The sequence below is a fragment of the Compostibacillus humi genome (genome assembly GCF_014637175.1).
GTDB lineage: Bacteria > Bacillota > Bacilli > Bacillales > Amphibacillaceae > Oceanobacillus > Oceanobacillus humi.
This window is the reverse complement of the sequence record NZ_BMEV01000030.1, coordinates 1-16149: the sequence shown is the minus strand read 5'-3', so window position 1 is coordinate 16149 and position 16149 is coordinate 1. Positions and strand designations below refer to the sequence as shown.

The following is a 16149-nucleotide window of genomic DNA, read 5'->3' as shown; positions in this document are numbered from 1 at the left end:
CATTATATCCTTTCTTATTAAACTATGAAATTAGAAATAAAAGAAACTCAGTCCGAAAGACATTCCAACAATGAGCAGTAACGCGCCTAAAACAACGAGAAAAACAGTTTTTAGTATTTGATGTTCCTTCGACTGAATCCCAAGCAAACGGGTCCCGAGCATGACCCTGGATGGGGAAGCCATCGTAGTATGGGATGCACCCGCATTTTGCGAAAAAGCAACGAGATCAGCAGAAAGTCCTGTGAGTCCTGCTGTTTGTACTTGCAGCTTAATAAACATGGCGTTGGATGATGCTGTACTGCCGGTAAGAAAGCCGCCTAAAGCACCAATAAGAACGGAAATAATAAGAAATCCTTTTCCAAACAGCGAACCTAATGTATCGGAAATGGCTGTAATCATCCCGGCTGCCCCCATGACTTCAGAGATGCCAACAAAGCATGATGTAGTAATCATGAAAGGAATCCACTGAGCAACCGTCTTTTTGAAAGAAACAAATACCTCTTCCTTTTTCAGTCGGAAAATAACAATGGCGGCTATACATGTAATCAGAAGCCAAAAGCCGGGGGAATAAAGCAATGCCAGCTTATAAGAAAATTTCGGCAAATCAATGACTGCATACCTTTGCAAAATTTCTTGGAATGGGCTGATTACCCGGGTCATAAAAATCAGAATCGTCAAGATGATATATGGGCTAAAAACCTTTATAACTTTCTCCTTATCCGTACCTGAAATATGTTCTCCTCCCTTTCCCCCTTTTTTTGTCATTACAAAACCGAGGACGATAACCAATAAGGAACTTAATACCCCAGCCAGCTCGACACTGATAAAATAATTGCAAAACAAAATTGAGCTTGTAAAGGCAAAGAAAATAACCCCGATTTGTTTCCACTTTCGTTTAACAGCTTCTTTTCCGCCGACAATCCAAACAGCAATGATGATAAAATAGGCAAATACCGGAATGCTGACGATTGCTGTACCAAAGCCAAACCGTTCCAGTGATAATTCCCCCAATTCCGCACCAATGATTGTTCCTGTAGCGAGCGCTCCCCAGGGGACAGCAAGCAAACTCACCAATCCTAATAAAGCTGCTTTCATTGGCGTAAATCCGAGTGCAGTAAATATAGGAGCAACCATCATAAAAGCAACACCAAAACCGCTTGTCGATTCAATAAGGGGAGACAGACCGACTACAAGAACTAACACTTGAACAACCCGGTCGCTGATCCTTTCCGAAATAAATGAAGCGATGGATTGGATTCCGCCTACCCGCTGAATCAGGTGATATAAAAAGATTCCAAAGAAAAGGACATATCCGGCAATGAAAGAAATTAATATCCCTTGAATCGATTCGTGAATCACTTTATCAAGATTTAAATGGTATTCTCGGCAAAAAAATGTGACGGCTATCGTCAGCATGAAAGTAAACAGAGAAGCACGCAATGACGGAAGCTTAAAGAGGAAAAGGAAAACAAAAATGAAAATAATCGGCAATAATGCGATGAAAAAGGACATGAAAACTCTCCTTACAACTATAAAAATCAAGGTAAATGTATTACAGCATTGCATCCTTATTGAAGCATTTACAGATAATAAATACTTTGGCACGAGAATACGTCCGTTGAAAAAAATTGGTTTATCCTAATCTGATAAACCAATACTTAAAAGTTAATTATTTTGATAAGGCTATTTTTATATGTTCCAGGTGATGCTCTTCATGCCAGGCTAATTTTGCTAATTTTTGTGCTACGGTAATTTTACCGTTTACTTGATGAATAAAAGAACGGGTTAATTGATTTTCTGTTAAACTTTTTCCTAATGCTACAATCCGTTCATTAATTCCTTCCAGCATTTTAAGTGAGCTTTCTACAGGTAGCTCCGTGTCCGGATGGACCGCCCACTTGTCTTGATCAAATCCAGGCGCCGTCGGAGTCTCTTCTGTTAATGCCAATTTTAACCGCAAATACATGTTTAGCTGGGAATCGGCAATATGATGTACAAGCTGACGAACATTATAGCTTCCTTCCCGATATGTTTTGTTAAATTCCTCTACCGTCAGCGAATCTACTGTTTCCCGTAATCTTTCCGTAAACGTTTCAATTTGTTTTAGCCATCCTTCGACATGTTGCATTGTTACGTTTTCAGGAACTTGCAGTTTGCCAATCGGAAATTTGACATCCATTGTTATTCCCCCTTCTCCCCATTTCAATGTTTCGGTATTACTATTGACTATACCAATTCATGCACCAATGTGTAAATACTATTATGATTTTTCAAATTATTTTGTTGCCGCTATTATTTACATCTTTTGAAAAAAGGGGTTAAAGCGATATGATTTGTTAAAAAACCGGCAGCCTTTGCTTTTTCCACAGCTTCTCCACGATCAATAAAACAAAGCCGATGCCTCAAAAATGAGCAGCAACTGAAAATTAAATCCGGTTTAAGTGTGTATCTTTAAAGTCTGTCGTGTATTTTAAACCAAAACCAAAGAGCCGGTCCATTCCAATATGTGCAGTCCAGATTAAACCAATGGATACGAAAAGAGAATTTGCAAAAATAAGACTAAAAAGGATAACTGCAATAGGCACACTGTAAGTATGGAATACATTATAGAATACAGCACCAACTTTTTTATTAATCAAATAGCCAAGGATGGAAATATCTGGAGCAAATAAAAGAATGAAGAATAAAAACCAGCTATATTGATTTTGGTCGTAAAAGTATATAGAAATCATTAGAATAAAAAAACCTTCTGCATGCAGAAGAAATCTATTCATTTGGCATACCCGCTTTCATTCTACTGTTCAATATGCAAAAATTTTTATTATGAACATTTTACCAAATATTTCAAAATGCAGTGAGGTTTTTTTGTGTGCCAAATATTTAACTTTATATAAACTAAAAAAGACATAACATTTCACTCGGAAATGTTATGTCCAAAAATTTTATTTCTCTGTAAATTCGACTTCATTTAGTCCAGATATTTCAATAATTTGCCCTTCTTCCAGATCAACGGTAACCTTTTCAACACCGAATTCACCGGAAGCGTCCAATATTTCATTTACTTTCGGCCAGCTCCCGTCATATACAAAAAAGTTCCCGCTTCCGCTTGGAGCTGCAGCATCATATCTTCCCGGAGCTATGTCCAGTCCAACAATCCAAGTTCCCGTTGTTAAAATGTTGGATATGCTTGTTTCTGCAGGGGTGAAAGTGACGTTGCTAATTCCAGAAATCTCAATTTGCTGACCATCTTTAATATCTGTCGTAACACTTTTTACACCAAATTCACCAGACGGATCCAATATTTCGTTAACGACCGGGAAGTCACCATCATATACAAACAAATTCCCGCTTCCGTCCCCGGTAATCACATATCTGCCTTCAGATATATCTTCTCCAACAGTAAATGTACCTGTGTTTAATGTTGTTTCTTCAGCGGAAGAATTTTCACGTGTCAATTTTTGTGAATCTTCCTCATTATCTGCAGCCGCTTCTTCTTCCTCATCTGCATCTTCTTCAGCTTGTTCTGCCGTATCCTCTTCTACGTTTTCCTCTTCAGTCACTTCAGCTTCTTCCACACTCTCTTGCTTTGTCGAATCCCCGCCCTCTTCTCCTCCATTCGCGAAGGCGATTATTAATATAATAACGATTAACCAAAACCACCATCTCTTAAAAATAGGCTTTTTACCACTAGACATGGAATACACTCCTTTCAAAGTTTCTGCCATTAGTATAAAGTAAAAGAAGAAGGGAACCTTAACAAAAAATGTTAAGGTTCCCTTTGATTCTATCTTCCCGCAATAAAGATACGAGTCTGCCAACAAAATTACCTATTTATCATTTGAACCGTCTTGAAACGAAAATGCCCCCTTATCAAGATGACAAAAAATATTACTTCTCCGCTTGTTCCTTCTCCCATTTTGCCACTTCTTCCCGTACGATTGGGGCAACTTCTTTTCCTAGCAATTCGATGGAATGCATGACATCTTCATGCGGCATAGAACCGACGGGCACATGCAGCATAAATCTTGTAATCCCGACATGCTTTCTTAAGAATATAATTTTTTCGGCAACGGTTTGCGGGTCGCCGACATATAATGCCCCTTCGAGACGGCGCGCCTGATCGAAGGTTTCTTTCGTATACTCCGGCCATCCCCGTTCTTTTGCCAGCACATTCATCGCGTATTGAGTCGGCGGGAAAAATTTCTCCACCGCAATGTCTGTCGTGTCTGCCACAAAGCCGTGGGAATGGGAAGCTACCGTTAACTTGGACGGGTCATGTCCGTTTCGTTCAGCGGCCCGCTTATACAATTGGACGAGCGGAGCAAACTGCAGCGGGCTGCCGCCAATAATAGCCAGCACTAATGGCAGACCAAGAACGCCTGCCCGGGCGACCGATTCGGGAGTGCCGCCGCTCGCTATCCATACAGGAAGCGGGTCTTGGACTGGGCGAGGATATACTCCCCGATTATGTATGGATGGACGATGTTTCCCTTCCCATGTTATAATTTCCGATTCCTGAATTTTTAACAGCAAATCTAATTTTTCTTCAAACAGTTCATTGTAATCCCTTAAATCATAGCCAAATAACGGGAAGGATTCAATGAAAGAACCGCGCCCCGCCATAATTTCCGCTCTTCCATTTGAAATGGCATCGATCGTTGCAAAATCTTGAAAAACCCTTACCGGATCATCGGATGATAATACGGTTACGGCACTCGTAAGCCGGATTCGCTTCGTCCGGGAAGCAGCGGCAGCTAAAATTATTGCTGGCGCAGAAGCAGCATAATCTTTACGGTGATGTTCCCCTACACCGAATACATCCAAACCTACTTCATCTGCAAGGATGATTTCCTCTACAACTTCCCGAATTCGCTCGGCATGACTGATAGTTTTGCCGGTATTAACATCCGGCGTTGTTTCTACGAAAGTTGTAATTCCAATTTCCATAAAGCGTCCCCCTATGCGACTAAATTTCTTTCATCATAGTCGAAATCCGGAGGCATTTGCAAATAAACGGCACTGTGGGAATGAACAAGATGTTGCAAACTAGGTCATAATCACTGTGCAGTTCTTGGCAAAAACGATGGAAGGATATGTTTTCTCTAACTATAAAAATAGAAACGATTAATAGTTTGGATTTTTCTTTACATCAATCCATAAATCACTCTGCTCCAGTTCGCCGGCAAGCTGAAATAACAGATCTTCCCTTCCCCTCCTGGCCATTACTTGCACCCCTACAGGCAGACCCTCTTTTGTCAAATGCATCGGCAAAGTCATAGCAGGCTGCCCCGTTAAATTTGCCAGCTGGGTAAAAGGAGTTCTCTCTAGGCTTTGATTCACTAACTTATCGACAAAACCGGTTTTTCTCAACAGTTTTGTTAAACGCAAACTGCCAACGAGAGGAATGATTCGTTTTTCCATTGGAGTAAGGTCTAATTCCCCAATTTTGGCAGGAGGATGTGCCGTTGTCGGCGTAATATAAATATCGTATTCGTCATGAAACTTTTCCATTGCGATGGCAGCTTCGTCCCAATATTTTAAGGTAATTAAAAGTTCTTCAGCATTTACGGTCCTGCCCAGCAATCCGAGCATCCACGTTGCCGGCTCCACATCGTTAAAGGCTACATTCCGGCCAAGGATTCTTTCCATTTCCCTTAGTGCAGAAGCTACTTCAGCAAAATATAAGTAGATATAACTGTTCGCTATTTTTTTGCCGTCGACTGGCGCTGCTTTTTCTTCCACGTGATGCCCCATCGTTTCCAGCAATTTTACCGTTTTTTCCACCGCTTCTCTACATTCCCTGTCCACCGTCAAACCGATTGGCGAATTGACAGTATAAGCAACTTTTAACCGTTTTGCAACTGGAGTTCCAGCTGCTTCCAAATAAGAACCGTGAAAGGGCGGTGCAACAAAGGCATTGTATCGGTCTAACCGATACTGATCCAGCATGGCAGCGCTGTCCCTTACCGTTCTGCTCAAAATATGGTCTACGGAAGCCCCTTGCCAATTCCGGCCAACTTTCGGGCCAACAGGAGTACGTCCCCTTGTCGGTTTCAGACCAAAAAGTCCACAATAGGCGGATGGGATGCGAATGGACCCGCCGCCGTCATTGGCCCCGGCTACCGGTACCATTCCTGATGCGACCGCTGCCGCAGCGCCTCCGCTCGAACCTCCTGGCGTATAGTCCGTATTCCATGGATTTCTTGTAGGACCGTATAACTCCGGTTCCGTTATGCCCATTAAGGCTAATTCGGGAACGTTTGTCTGGCCGATAATGATTACTCCGGTATTTTTTATTTGCCGGACAAATTCACTATCTTCATCGGCAATGACATCGACCAATGCTTTAGATCCGGCAGTCATCGGATGACCCTTTGATTCCTGAGAAATATTTTTTGTTAATATTGGAACTCCAAAAAACATTCCCGAAGAATCAATCGGGGATTCGTCATACATTTTATGAATTACTGCATTTAACTTTGGATTCTTTTCCTCGATTTCCCGAATTGCCATTTCTTTTACTTCTTCCGGCTTTACCTCTTTATTTCGGATTAATTCCGCTAACCCCAACCCGTCATAATCCTTGTAAGCAAATACCATCCTCTCTCTCCCCGCCTATCCCTTTTTTGGAAAAATTTAAATATTTAAATATTTAAATATATATTACCATACATAATAAAACCGGGAGCTCATTCTGCTGTGCTCCCGGAAAAACTTGCATTATCCTCGTTCTGCTGCCTTTAGTCTGGATTTGTATACTTGGAAAAGCATATAGGCAAAAATGGATAAGAAAATGCCGGATAAGTACGGCAGGCTAATTGCAACGGAATAGAGGAACCCTCCTGCTGCCGGCCCGATGATTCTCCCTAAAGAATCGAAGGAAGATAAGTATCCTGTTACAGAGCCATATCCCGTCGCTGAATGTTTCGTCAGGATGGAAGAAATGCTCGGGCGGATTACTCCATTGCCTATACCGAAAACTGCAAGGAAAAGTGCAGCAGTTGTGAAGTCATGAATCAAGAGAATGAGGGCAAATCCGATAGCCGAAACGACAATCCCCAATTGAATAATAGCTGCTTCTCCAAATTTTTTTGTTAAAGGTCCCAATGAACCTTGGACAGCGGCACTGGCCAGGCCCATAATCATAAAAATATATCCTAAAGTTACCGCATCCAGTCCCGCCCTGGCTGCTGCAAAATAAGCAAACGTCGCTTCCAGCCCTGCTAGGGACAATGTAATAAAAAATTGCAGGAAATATAGTACCGGCAATGGTCCGCGAGTAAAGGAAGAAGGAGATAAGCCTTCTTGGGACTTTGTCTGCTGATTGGCAGGATGAAACGATTCCTTAAGTACAATGGCAACAAGAAATAAAGTTAATAATGAAATGATTCCGGCCAAATAAAATGGAGCCTGTAAATTAATATTTGTAAAAACTCCTCCTATTGCCGGACCGAAAATAAACCCCAGCCCTGTAGCCGCACCGATAATTCCCATCCCTTTGCTGCGATCATTGTCTGTCGTAATATCAGCAACGTATGCTTGAACCGCAGGCATATTGGCTGCCGATAAAATACCCCCGACAATACGCGCGGCAAAGAGCATCCACAATTGTGACGCTGCTGCTAACATGAAAAAGGAAAGGGAAAGACCGAAAATCCCAATCATAATTACCGGTTTCCGGCCGGTCCGATCCGAAATCCGGCCCCACATTGGCGCAAAGATAAATTGCATTATGGAATAAACGGACATTAATAATCCTAGTTCCGCAGGCGAGGCGCCCAGTTCTTCCGCATAAAAAGGAAGCACTGGAATAATTATGCCAAAGCCGACCATTACAAGAAACATAATAAGAAAGAGAACAGGCAATACTTTATTCAGCTTCAATGGAATTCCACCTTATATAACAGACAGGTTCAAGGAAGTCATTTAAAAACAATCAACGTTTCCGTAAAATCTGCCTGTGTCACTTCAAAGATTGTAATTTTGTATTGTTACGAAGGGAAAAGCTTCTGTAGCTCTCAGGTTTTTTCCCAAGCAATGAACTGTGCGATTCAAACTGTGATTTTCTATGTAATCATAGTACCATTTTTCATCCAAGAATAGCCAAGCAAATATACTTGTAAATGATAAATAGTTAAATTTCTTTCTACACAACTTTTCCTGGTAATAGAGTTTAACGAAGGGTAGTGTGATTTATTCTATGCAATAATCTGTTATCTCGTTAGATAGTTCATAAAAAAAGCGCAGCACCACCATTTCGGTGATTGTACTGCACTTCCTTTATTACAGTCTGACGAGTTTTAGCCAAGATGTCAGTACCATATTTCACTGACAGAAATACAATAACCGCCGCTATTTTCTCCTTTCAGCGAGCTTTTCATGAACCATACTGTACATTGCTCCAATCCCATCCTTTGTGGCAGAAAATTGAAAGGAATCTTCCATATGAATTCCGATGTTGCTCGCCTCTTCAACTGCATCGATATTTGCGCCAAGGAAAAGAAACTCCCACCCTGCTTCCTGCTGCCGCTGAATCATTTTTTTAACTTGGGGATAAGTATATTCCCGGCTCGCATTTTCCATGCCGTCCGTTGTAATAACAAACAAAACATGGTCGGTCTGTTTTTCCGCCAATTTCTTTGAATGTGTATGGATTGTTTTGCCGACGGCATCCAATAAGGCAGTAGTTCCCCTGACATAATATTCCTTATCTGTTAATCGGATTTCCCTGGCATCAGCATCGTCCCAAATGACTTCATATTCATTGTCAAATAAGACGACTGTAGCGCGTGTTTCTCCTTCCAATTCGCACTGTTTTTTCATTAAACTGTTAAAACCGCCAATCGTGTCATCTTCCAGCCCACCCATAGATCCGCTCCGGTCCAATAAAAAAATAATGTGTGTTATTTTACTTTTCATCATTATCACCCTCCGCTTTTCTTTCTGTTATAATTGTACCGGACGATTCATTTAATTTGGTCGCTTCCAAGGCGACATTTGGGAGAGTAACATGATGTATAACGAACTTCTGAAAGAAATTGAACAATATATTAAAATGCATAAAAACGCAATTTACCGGTCCCTTCAATCGATGGTATACGAAGAAGATGTCCAGGTTGAAGTGGAAGATTACATAAATAAATTCCGTAAACCGCCGCTAAACCAGATTTTATTTCAATTGATCGACCAAAAGGGAATGAAGGACAGCGAAGTTTATAAACGGGCTGGCATTGACCGAAGGCATTTTTCAAAAATCCGCACGAACTCCAGCTACAAGCCGAAAAAAAATACGATCATCTCCCTCGCCCTTGCCCTAGAATTAGATAAGGACGAAACGGAAGAACTTATGCAAGCTGCAGGATACGCTTTTTCCGATAATGATACACATGATTTAATTATCCAATTTTTCCTGGAAAAACAATTGTATGATATCGGCATTATTAATGAAGTGTTGGACCACTTTCGTCTCCGTCCGCTAAGAGACGATTAAGCAAGCAACGATAGGCATTCGATATTATATACCTCATCAGTTCAGCAATCCTTCCATTGAGCAAAATGCAAGCAATCCACCTTCGCTGGAAATGCTTTCGAAAGACTTAAGCAGCAATTCCAGCTGAATAATTAAAGGCCGAAGAAGTGCATTACTTCTTTGGCCCTTATTTTTGGTAAAATATAAAAATAGCCCGCTATCAATTTTTTCTGTTTTAAAATGGAATATATTAACAGATGCGATATGAGAGGTAAAAAATGGTAATAAAATTCATATTATATTGGATCATCCAGCTGACATGGGGAATTGTCTTAACAGCAATAGGGGGATTCATCACCGTTATGCTGATTATTTTTGGCTATAAACCGAAGGTTTTCGGATTTTCGGTTTATGTGGAATTCGGAACAAATTGGGGAGGGTTAAATCTTGGCGGTTTCTTTTTTGTCCAAAATGGGGCAAGCCTTTCTCTCAAGCAGCATGAATATGGACATAGTTTTCAAAATTTATGGCTAGGTCCGCTCACACCTTTTCTTATCACTATTCCGTCGGCAGTACGATACCACTATCGCAGGATAAAAAGAAAGAAAGGCCTGCGTTTAAAACCTTATGATTCCTTTTGGTGCGAAAAGTGGGCGACAGATTTAGGAAAAAAATATTATAAAAGTTAAACTTGTGCCATAACATCAGTTACCAATAGGGCTCTTTCTCATTGGACAGTGTTAAAAAGAACGGATATAGAGCTAACATAATTACTACAATGACAAAGCCGAAAAAAAGAGCTGCTGCAGGAGAAAAATTGAATAAAATATTAAGCGGCAAAAGAATGATAAGTAAGAGAAAAACAGATAAAATACTGCCTTTCCATCTTGAAGAGGCAGACTCATATTGTTTCTTGCTGCAGTAAGGGCATTTTAATTTGAAGATTGTTTTAACCGTTTGGCTCCAAGTCCATTGCTTGCCGCAGTTTTGGCAAATTGGCATTTCCTCACCTCCGGATTTGATGGCAACAATACACACTTCAATTATTTTTCGTGATGTAATTTAATGTTGGAATCTATTATAACAGCACAGACTCAATTTCTGTGCTGTTCTATTTTCTTTTGCCTCCGCAGCCACTTCGCTGTCGGTGTCTCTGCACGCAACATTTCTTCCGGTGTCCCTTCAAAAATAATATGCCCGCCTTCTTTTCCGCCTCCAGGGCCTAATTCGATTACCCAGTCGCTCGCTGCGATAAAATTGAGATTATGTTCAATAATAATAACCGAATTGCCTCTTCTAACCAGATTCTGAAATACATCCAGCAATTTGTCGTTATCTTTTGCGTGCAGCCCTAACGATGGCTCATCCAATAAATATATTTGTCCTTCTTTCTGCAGATGACTTGCCAGTTTCAATCTTTGAAGTTCTCCGCCGCTTAAGGAGCTTGTCGTTTGTCCAAGCGTGAGATATCCAAGACCTATTTCCTGAAGCTTCTCCACCCTTTTTAAAATATTTGGCTTTTCGAAAAAATCGATCGCTTCTTCAATGGTTAAATCTAAAATTTCAACGATGTTTTTGCCCTGTATTTTATAGCTGAGCGCTTCATCGGAATATCTTGTCCCGCAGCATGCTTCACAAGGAACGGTTACCGGATCAGCAAAAGCAACATCCGGCTTGATAATACCTTTTCCTTGGCATACAGGGCATGCTCCAGTTGAATTGAAGCTGAACATACCTGCGGGCTGCCCTGTCTCCTTGGCAAATATGGCGCGAATATCATCCATAATTCCCATATAGGTTGCCAATGTAGAACGGCTGGAAATGCCGATGCTTCCATGACCGACAGCGATTGTTTCGGGATAATGTTCTGTAAATTCTCCAAGCATTAAAGAGCTTTTCCCGGAACCAGACACACCGCATATCGAGACAAAGGCATTTTTAGGAATATGAACAGTAATATTTTTTAAATTATTTTGATTTGCCCCTTCGATTGTAAAAAAATGTTCTATTGTTCTCGGGTTACGGTTAATCTTTATTTTGTGACTTAAAGAAGTGGCAGCGATGGAATTTTTCAGACCTTCCAGGCTCCCCTGATAAACCACTTCTCCGCCATGCACACCTGCTCCCGGTCCCATTTCAATGATTTCATCCGCTGCATCGATTACCGATAAATCATGTTCAATCACAATTACCGTATTATGCCAGTCTTTGATTCTCTTCATCATATGAATCAACATATCTACTTCTTCAGGATGAAGTCCGGCACTCGGTTCATCGAAAATATAGGTCATATTGTTTAAGCTGCTTCCCAAATGACGGGCAATTTTAACCCTTTGCGCTTCTCCGCTGGATAACGTACCCATTTTTCGCGACAGATTTAAATATCCTAGTCCCATCTCAATTAGCTGTGTAACTTGTGGAATGATTTGCTGTGCAATCTGCCCGCCTACGGAATCATTTATCTTTTTTAGTTCTTCCGCCAGCTCTGATAATTCGAGCTGATAGTAATCGGCAATATTTAATCCGTTTATTTTGCATGCTAATACTTCTGGGTTGAGGCCGGAACCGCTGCACGTTGGACAGAGAGAATGGCTGGACACAGCTAACACGTCATCCATCGTAACTCCTTTCAGCTTGGAGATATCCCGATGGATATATAGTCGCTTAAACCTCGGCAATAATCCGTCCCATTCATGGGGCTGGGGGCCGTTTTTCGTATGAAACGGCGCATAAACCTTTTCCCCTTCTGGCGGACCGTATAAAAATAGCTGTCGTTCCTCTTTCGAATAATCCTTAATCGGTTTGTCCGGATCGAACAAACCGCCGGTAATCATCCATCTCCCTTGCCAGCCGGACGGTGATAAAGGTTTAAATTTCACCGCGTATTCCCGCAGCGACTTATTGAAATCTACCAGTTTATTTACATCAGGTGTAATGACTTCGCCAAAGCCGCTGCATTCTGGGCATCTGCCAAACGAGCTTTGACTGGAAAAATCATTGGCAGAACCGATGGACGGCTCGCCTATCCGTGAGAATAATAATCGAATTAACGGATTAATATCCATATACGTACCGACAGTAGATCGGGAATTTCCTCCTGCCTGCCGCTGTTCGACGACGACAACGGGACTTAAATTTTGCATCAAATCCGCATTTGGCCGTTCGTACCTCGGCATCTGATACCGGACGTAATGGGGATAGTTTAATGACATTTGCCTTCTGCTTTCCTGTGCCAACGTATCAAAAACGACGGAGCTTTTTCCCGATCCGGAAACACCGGTAAAGACGGTAATTTTTTCTTTCGGTATATTTAAGTCGATATTTTTTAAGTTATTTTCTTTTAACCCACGTAAAACAATCTCATCTTTACATTTGGCCATATTATCACCTGACTTTATTGCTTGCTTTCGCATCTATTATCTATCAGTCTCCTATGTAACTTGCGGAAATACCGGCTTTTTCGTTTTCAATTGATAAATAATTACTTTCTTCTATATTTTCCATCATACTTTTCACCTTTCGAAATCTCAATTGAATTGCTCCCCCAATTCTAAATAATAAGTATTCAGCTGAAGGGCTCTAATAGTAAAAAGATTCAAACTACTATAAAATGATATATAGATTCGCTGGGCGCAATTATTAAACAGTGTCTTATCCTATTTTAATTATGAGAGGAGGATTACGATTTGGCAGCCAAAGTAGATGCTTCCGTTGTTAAAGAAGCAGCAGCAAAAGCAGTATTAAAGAAAAACATTTTTGGCACTGTAATTTGTGTCGAAAATGGGAAAAACACGATATCCCATACATCAAGTGCAGGAAATTTGACTGCGGAAACACCTTATTTTATTGCGAGTGTAACAAAATTATATGTTACTGCCTGTCTATTAAAATTGCGTGCGGAAAACAAACTGCAACTTCATGATTCCATCTCCAACTATATTTCCGATGATGTATTGCATCAGCTTCATATTTATAACGGCAAAGATTACTCCAAAGAAATTACGATAAAACACCTGTTGTCCAACACTTCAGGTATTCCAGATTATTTTTCTGCTGATGTGATAAACCAATTAACAGCCGGGAAAGATCAAAGCTGGGGTTTCGCCCGAACCATCTCTACGGCCAGAAAGAAAAAACCAAAATTCGCTCCTGGTAAAAGAGCTCAATATTCTGATACGAATTTTCAGCTTTTAGGCAAAATCATTGAAACAATTACGGAACAGGACATCCATTCGGTATTCAAACAATATATCTTTAATGAGCTGGAATTAAAGGATACATACTTATATGAAGATGTCAATGACAAGCGGCCGGCTCCGCTATACTATAAGAATAGAACTTTACGCCTGCCTAAATATATGGCTTCTATCGGACCAGAAGGAGGGATTGTCTCAACAGCGAAGGAGTCGATGATATTCTTGAAAGCGTTTATAAATGGACATTTCTTCCCAAAGGAAACTTTCGATGAACTCCAAGATTGGAAAATTATTTTCAATCCAGGATTATTTTTTTATGGTGTTGGAATTGAAAGACAGCCCTTATCAATCAGAGATTTAAATAACGGCTTAATTGGCCATTGGGGACAGACTGGCGCTTTTTCGTTTTACCACTCGAAGACGGACTTATACTTTACTGGAACGACTAATCAGTTCTTTGGGCAGCGCGCAGCTGCAGCAATGATGATACAGATTATTAAGCAAGCAAAACAGCCATAAATTTTTCTTCTGTAAACGGAAATGAATAATCACGTTTTTAAAAATTCCTTCACCTCTCCGCCTATCGGGAATAGGATGAGGTAAAAAGGAATGAGACAATTGCCTGATTTTCCAGTTCAGATTTATACAAGGAAGGTTAGCGGGGGACCGAATATCAATATTTATTACCCTCACGTATTTCAAATGCAAAACAAAGCTTTGGAAAAATTTATAAACCAGTCTATCGTTCAGAAAACCCAATCCCTTATCGATAAACAGATAGCAGGAGCGCCTTCAGTGATTGTCGAAATGGTTGGTACGTATGAAATAAAAAACAATCAGCGCAACGTATTAAGTTTTACCTTTTCTAATTATACGTATCCCGATAATGCTGCCCATGGAATGACTTACTTAAATGCCTTAACCTTTGATTTAAACAGAGGGCAAAAATGTACGTTAAACCAACTGTTTGAGCCTGAAAGCAATTATTTGGATAAGCTGTCAGCGCTCATTAAAGAACAGATGGAAGAGCGAGACATTCCGCTGATTAACGATTTTGCAGGCATACAACCTGATCAGCCATTTTATATTGCAGACAAAACGATTGTTATCTTTTTTCAGCTCTATGAGTATACCCCGTATGCTTACGGATTTCCTATGTTTCCTATATCTGTCTATGAACTACAGGATATAATTAAAGAAGATGGGCCGCTAGGAAGAATGGCCGAAAACCGTTAATCAGATTTTAAAAAAGAAAAAGCCGTTCTCCAAATCGCGGAGTACGGCTTTACTTAAATTTCCGAGAATGATTCGATTCTGCACTCTTTATTTCAGCATTTCCCATTAGCGGCTGTATATTAATCTCCAATTGGATTTAATTGTTGGTGAACATTGTGTAAATGTTTTCCAAAAAACTTGTCTAACCGGCTAATTAATTGCTGAAATACCGGATGATCATGATACATAAAATCATTGTGTTTTCCGTCGATAATGTACAGCTCTTTTGGTTCAGATGCTAAATCATAGAAAATTAATGATTCATCTATCGGATGCAGCAAATTATCTTTGCCATGGGCGACAAACAATGGACATTGAATGTCTGGAGCAATTTTATCTGCATTTAAATTTATAATCGATTCGGTAAATTGTAATTGTGTTTCTTTTCCAAACGGCGATAATGGGGCAAGTTCTTTTTGTACATAGTCGTTCGTCGCCGGATCCAATGGATAGTGGATAAATGGATCTGCTAATTTCGATTTTCCTGTCGTCACTCTTAATATCCGGTCTTCTTCAATGGCCTTTTTAATTTCAATCCATTCAACATAGGTATGAACTGACTTTAACCATCTTTCTCCATTATAAAACCCATTCAAAGCAGCAACAACTTTAATACGCTGATCTTCAGCTGCGACACGAACTACATTGGATGCCCCCATTCCCCAGCCAATCAGCCCAATATTTTCTTCATCTGCCTCCTCCTGGATGCTTAAAAAAGTAACCGCATTTTTAATATCCTGTACTTGTTCATCTAATATGACTCTTCCAGGCTCTCCCTCGCTCTTTGCAAACCCCCGGTAATCAAAACCGAGACAGACGTATCCCCTTTCGGTTAAATTGCGGGCAAACAAACGGGGATAAAATTCATTAAAACCATTGTAGCCGGAATTGACAACAATCGCTGGCCTTTTCTCACCTGGCTGATAATCATCCGGTAAGTAGATGGTGCCATCCAATTTGAATCCTTCACTATAAAAACTGATGTGCCGTTCATTCATTTTTTCTATCTCCCTTAGATTACTATGCTATCATCAAAAAATTTTTAGTTAGTCAGAATGTAAGAAACCAATAAATCCCAAAAATTAATCGATTAAACCGGTTCTTTGTCAAATGGTGTTGGTGAATAAATTTTAGTGACATTATTTGGTAATATGTAATCGGATGGCTTAGGGGAAATTCGAGGTTCCCCTAAGCTGTTTTTATTTTCGC

At 40.4% G+C, this 16149-nt stretch carries 15 protein-coding genes; 4 read left to right on the top strand and 11 right to left on the bottom strand.

Annotated features, from left to right (window positions below):
- Nucleotides 1-30: 30 nt before the first annotated feature.
- The 8 genes from IEV18_RS09095 to IEV18_RS09060 all read right to left on the bottom strand — a co-directional run bounded on the left by IEV18_RS09095 (nucleotide 31) and on the right by IEV18_RS09060 (nucleotide 8919).
- A complete protein-coding gene (locus IEV18_RS09095; RefSeq protein WP_188392079.1) occupies nucleotides 31-1512 on the bottom strand; it encodes an L-lactate permease in 1482 nt (493 codons plus the stop codon).
- A gap of 157 nt (nucleotides 1513-1669) precedes the next feature.
- Complete coding sequence (locus IEV18_RS09090) at nucleotides 1670-2179, bottom strand: YfiT family bacillithiol transferase (protein WP_188392078.1); 510 nt, start codon at nucleotides 2177-2179, stop codon at nucleotides 1670-1672.
- Nucleotides 2180-2426: 247 nt separating this feature from the next.
- Nucleotides 2427-2774, bottom strand: coding sequence for a DUF4260 domain-containing protein (locus tag IEV18_RS09085; protein WP_188392077.1), 348 nt, complete (start codon nucleotides 2772-2774; stop codon nucleotides 2427-2429).
- A 168-nt stretch (nucleotides 2775-2942) separates the two neighbouring features.
- Nucleotides 2943-3695: a hypothetical protein gene (locus tag IEV18_RS09080; RefSeq protein WP_188392076.1), complete on the bottom strand. Its 753-nt coding sequence runs from the start codon at nucleotides 3693-3695 to the stop codon at nucleotides 2943-2945.
- 193 nt (nucleotides 3696-3888) lie between these two features.
- A complete protein-coding gene (locus IEV18_RS09075) occupies nucleotides 3889-4947 on the bottom strand; it encodes an LLM class flavin-dependent oxidoreductase (protein ID WP_188392075.1) in 1059 nt (352 codons plus the stop codon).
- 177 nt (nucleotides 4948-5124) lie between these two features.
- A complete protein-coding gene (locus tag IEV18_RS09070) occupies nucleotides 5125-6600 on the bottom strand; it encodes an amidase family protein (RefSeq protein ID WP_188392074.1) in 1476 nt (491 codons plus the stop codon).
- Between the two features lie 120 nt (nucleotides 6601-6720).
- Nucleotides 6721-7884 carry an MFS transporter gene (locus IEV18_RS09065; RefSeq protein WP_188392073.1) on the bottom strand — a complete coding sequence of 388 codons (1164 nt, stop codon included), beginning with the start codon at nucleotides 7882-7884 and terminating at the stop codon, nucleotides 6721-6723.
- A gap of 468 nt (nucleotides 7885-8352) precedes the next feature.
- A complete protein-coding gene (locus tag IEV18_RS09060) occupies nucleotides 8353-8919 on the bottom strand; it encodes a vWA domain-containing protein (protein ID WP_188392072.1) in 567 nt (188 codons plus the stop codon).
- Between the two features lie 94 nt (nucleotides 8920-9013).
- Here IEV18_RS09060 and IEV18_RS09055 point away from each other — a divergent pair, with 94 nt between their 5' ends.
- Complete coding sequence (locus IEV18_RS09055) at nucleotides 9014-9490, top strand: helix-turn-helix domain-containing protein (protein WP_188392071.1); 477 nt, start codon at nucleotides 9014-9016, stop codon at nucleotides 9488-9490.
- A 257-nt stretch (nucleotides 9491-9747) separates the two neighbouring features.
- A complete protein-coding gene (locus IEV18_RS09050) occupies nucleotides 9748-10158 on the top strand; it encodes a hypothetical protein (protein ID WP_188392070.1) in 411 nt (136 codons plus the stop codon).
- A gap of 19 nt (nucleotides 10159-10177) precedes the next feature.
- On the opposite strand, the gene IEV18_RS09045 is transcribed toward IEV18_RS09050, so the two are convergent.
- Both IEV18_RS09045 and IEV18_RS09040 read right to left on the bottom strand, forming a co-directional pair.
- A complete protein-coding gene (locus IEV18_RS09045; RefSeq protein ID WP_188392069.1) occupies nucleotides 10178-10471 on the bottom strand; it encodes a TIGR04104 family putative zinc finger protein in 294 nt (97 codons plus the stop codon).
- Between the two features lie 92 nt (nucleotides 10472-10563).
- Nucleotides 10564-12849, bottom strand: a complete 2286-nt coding sequence (locus tag IEV18_RS09040) for an ATP-binding cassette domain-containing protein (protein ID WP_188392102.1) — start codon at nucleotides 12847-12849, stop codon at nucleotides 10564-10566.
- Nucleotides 12850-13155: 306 nt separating this feature from the next.
- On the opposite strand from IEV18_RS09040, the gene IEV18_RS09035 reads away from it, so the two are divergent.
- Nucleotides 13156-14184 (top strand): serine hydrolase domain-containing protein, encoded by a 1029-nt coding sequence (locus IEV18_RS09035; RefSeq protein ID WP_188392068.1) that lies wholly within the window; start codon nucleotides 13156-13158, stop codon nucleotides 14182-14184.
- Between the two features lie 90 nt (nucleotides 14185-14274).
- Entirely contained in the window at nucleotides 14275-14901 is a 627-nt protein-coding gene (locus IEV18_RS09030) for a DUF3298 and DUF4163 domain-containing protein (RefSeq protein WP_188392067.1), read from the top strand.
- 119 nt (nucleotides 14902-15020) lie between these two features.
- Here the strand turns inward: IEV18_RS09030 and IEV18_RS09025 are convergent, their stop codons facing one another.
- Nucleotides 15021-15938 carry an alpha/beta hydrolase gene (locus IEV18_RS09025; protein ID WP_188392066.1) on the bottom strand — a complete coding sequence of 306 codons (918 nt, stop codon included), beginning with the start codon at nucleotides 15936-15938 and terminating at the stop codon, nucleotides 15021-15023.
- Nucleotides 15939-16149 lie beyond the last annotated feature (211 nt).

Coding starts and splice junctions, on each gene's coding strand:
- IEV18_RS09095 (WP_188392079.1), bottom strand. CDS start 1,512: ATGTCCTTTTTCATCGCATTATTGCCGATTATTTTCATTTTTGTTTTC.
- IEV18_RS09090 (WP_188392078.1), bottom strand. CDS start 2,179: ATGGATGTCAAATTTCCGATTGGCAAACTGCAAGTTCCTGAAAACGTA.
- IEV18_RS09085 (WP_188392077.1), bottom strand. CDS start 2,774: ATGAATAGATTTCTTCTGCATGCAGAAGGTTTTTTTATTCTAATGATT.
- IEV18_RS09080 (WP_188392076.1), bottom strand. CDS start 3,695: ATGTCTAGTGGTAAAAAGCCTATTTTTAAGAGATGGTGGTTTTGGTTA.
- IEV18_RS09075 (WP_188392075.1), bottom strand. CDS start 4,947: ATGGAAATTGGAATTACAACTTTCGTAGAAACAACGCCGGATGTTAAT.
- IEV18_RS09070 (WP_188392074.1), bottom strand. CDS start 6,600: ATGGTATTTGCTTACAAGGATTATGACGGGTTGGGGTTAGCGGAATTA.
- IEV18_RS09060 (WP_188392072.1), bottom strand. CDS start 8,919: ATGAAAAGTAAAATAACACACATTATTTTTTTATTGGACCGGAGCGGA.
- IEV18_RS09055 (WP_188392071.1), top strand. CDS start 9,014: ATGTATAACGAACTTCTGAAAGAAATTGAACAATATATTAAAATGCAT.
- IEV18_RS09050 (WP_188392070.1), top strand. CDS start 9,748: ATGGTAATAAAATTCATATTATATTGGATCATCCAGCTGACATGGGGA.
- IEV18_RS09045 (WP_188392069.1), bottom strand. CDS start 10,471: ATGCCAATTTGCCAAAACTGCGGCAAGCAATGGACTTGGAGCCAAACG.
- IEV18_RS09040 (WP_188392102.1), bottom strand. CDS start 12,849: ATGGCCAAATGTAAAGATGAGATTGTTTTACGTGGGTTAAAAGAAAAT.
- IEV18_RS09030 (WP_188392067.1), top strand. CDS start 14,275: ATGAGACAATTGCCTGATTTTCCAGTTCAGATTTATACAAGGAAGGTT.
- IEV18_RS09025 (WP_188392066.1), bottom strand. CDS start 15,938: ATGAATGAACGGCACATCAGTTTTTATAGTGAAGGATTCAAATTGGAT.